The sequence below is a fragment of the Micromonospora sp. DT228 genome (genome assembly GCF_049841595.1).
In the GTDB taxonomy this organism is placed as follows: domain Bacteria; phylum Actinomycetota; class Actinomycetes; order Mycobacteriales; family Micromonosporaceae; genus Micromonospora.
Map to the genome: position 1 here is coordinate 1 of NZ_JBNCKO010000051.1, position 1,150 is coordinate 1,150.

1 protein-coding gene is annotated in these 1,150 nt (G+C 68.7%); it reads left to right on the forward strand.

From position 1 onward, the window contains the following. Positions 1–19: 19 nt before the first annotated feature. Positions 20–1,123 (forward strand): IS30 family transposase, encoded by a 1,104-nt coding sequence (locus tag ACLQ29_RS35355; RefSeq protein ID WP_425775699.1) that lies wholly within the window; start codon positions 20–22, stop codon positions 1,121–1,123. Positions 1,124–1,150: the final 27 nt, after the last annotated feature.

Consider the following 1,150-nt stretch of genomic DNA (forward strand, 5'->3'; position numbering starts at 1 on the left):
GGGTGGTTTCTAGGCTTCAGTGCAACTGATCTTGGTTGTGGTGGAGGTGCTGGTGGCGAGTCCAGGTGCGGTGACGTTCGGGCATCGGCAGGTGTTGGAGCACTTGTGGGGTTCGGGTCGGACGATCACGCAGATCGCGGGGCTTCTCGGGGTCTCGGTGGGCACGGTGTCGCGGGAGGTGGGCCGGTATCACAGTGCGCGGCACGGGACGAAGAACCCGCTCGGGCGGTCGTTGCCGTCGGGGCGGGCTCGGGCACCGTATCGGTGGGGGTATCAGGCGCAGTGGGCGCAGCGGCGTGCGGACGCGGCGCGTCGGCGGCCGAAGGCGTCGAAGTTGGGACCGGGGACGCGGCTGCGGCGGGTAGTGGCGGGGAAACTGGCGCGTAGGTGGTCTCCGAAGCAGATCGCCGCGTGGTTGCGGGCCACGTTCGCTGACCGGCCGGAGTTGCAGGTGTCTCACGAGACGATTTACCAGGCGATCTACGTGCAGTCGCGGGGGAACCTCAGAGCTGAGTTGACCCGGCAGGTGGCGCTGCGTTCCGGGCGTACCCAGCGGCGTGCGCAGTCGCGTGCCGCGGGTGCTGCCCGTAGTCGGCGGCCCTGGATCGGGGATCTGCACATCAGTGCCCGCCCGGCGGAGGCTGCCGACCGGGCGGTACCGGGGCACTGGGAAGGTGACCTGGTCATCGGTAAGGCCGGCACGTCGGCGATCGTGACCCTGGTGGAACGCTCCACCCGCTACGTGATGCTCGGCGCGCTCCCGAACGGCCGCGACAGCGAAGCCGTCATCGGGGTCCTCGCCGCCCTGACCGCCCGAATGCCCGAGCACCTGCGCCGCTCACTGACCTGGGACCAGGGCGTCGAGATGGCCACCCACCCGGTGTTCACCGTCGCCACCGGATGCCCGGTCTACTTCTGCGACCCCCACAGCCCCTGGCAACGCGGCACCAACGAGAACACCAACGGACTCCTGCGCCAGTACTTCCCCAAGGGCAGCTACGACTTCCGCGCCATCGACCAAAACGGCCTGGACAACGTCGCCCACGAACTCAACACCCGACCCCGCGAAACGTTGGGCTGGGCCACCCCAACCCAACGCCTCGCGGAACTCATCGCGCCCTAACGATTGCACTCAACCCTTGACCCCAAG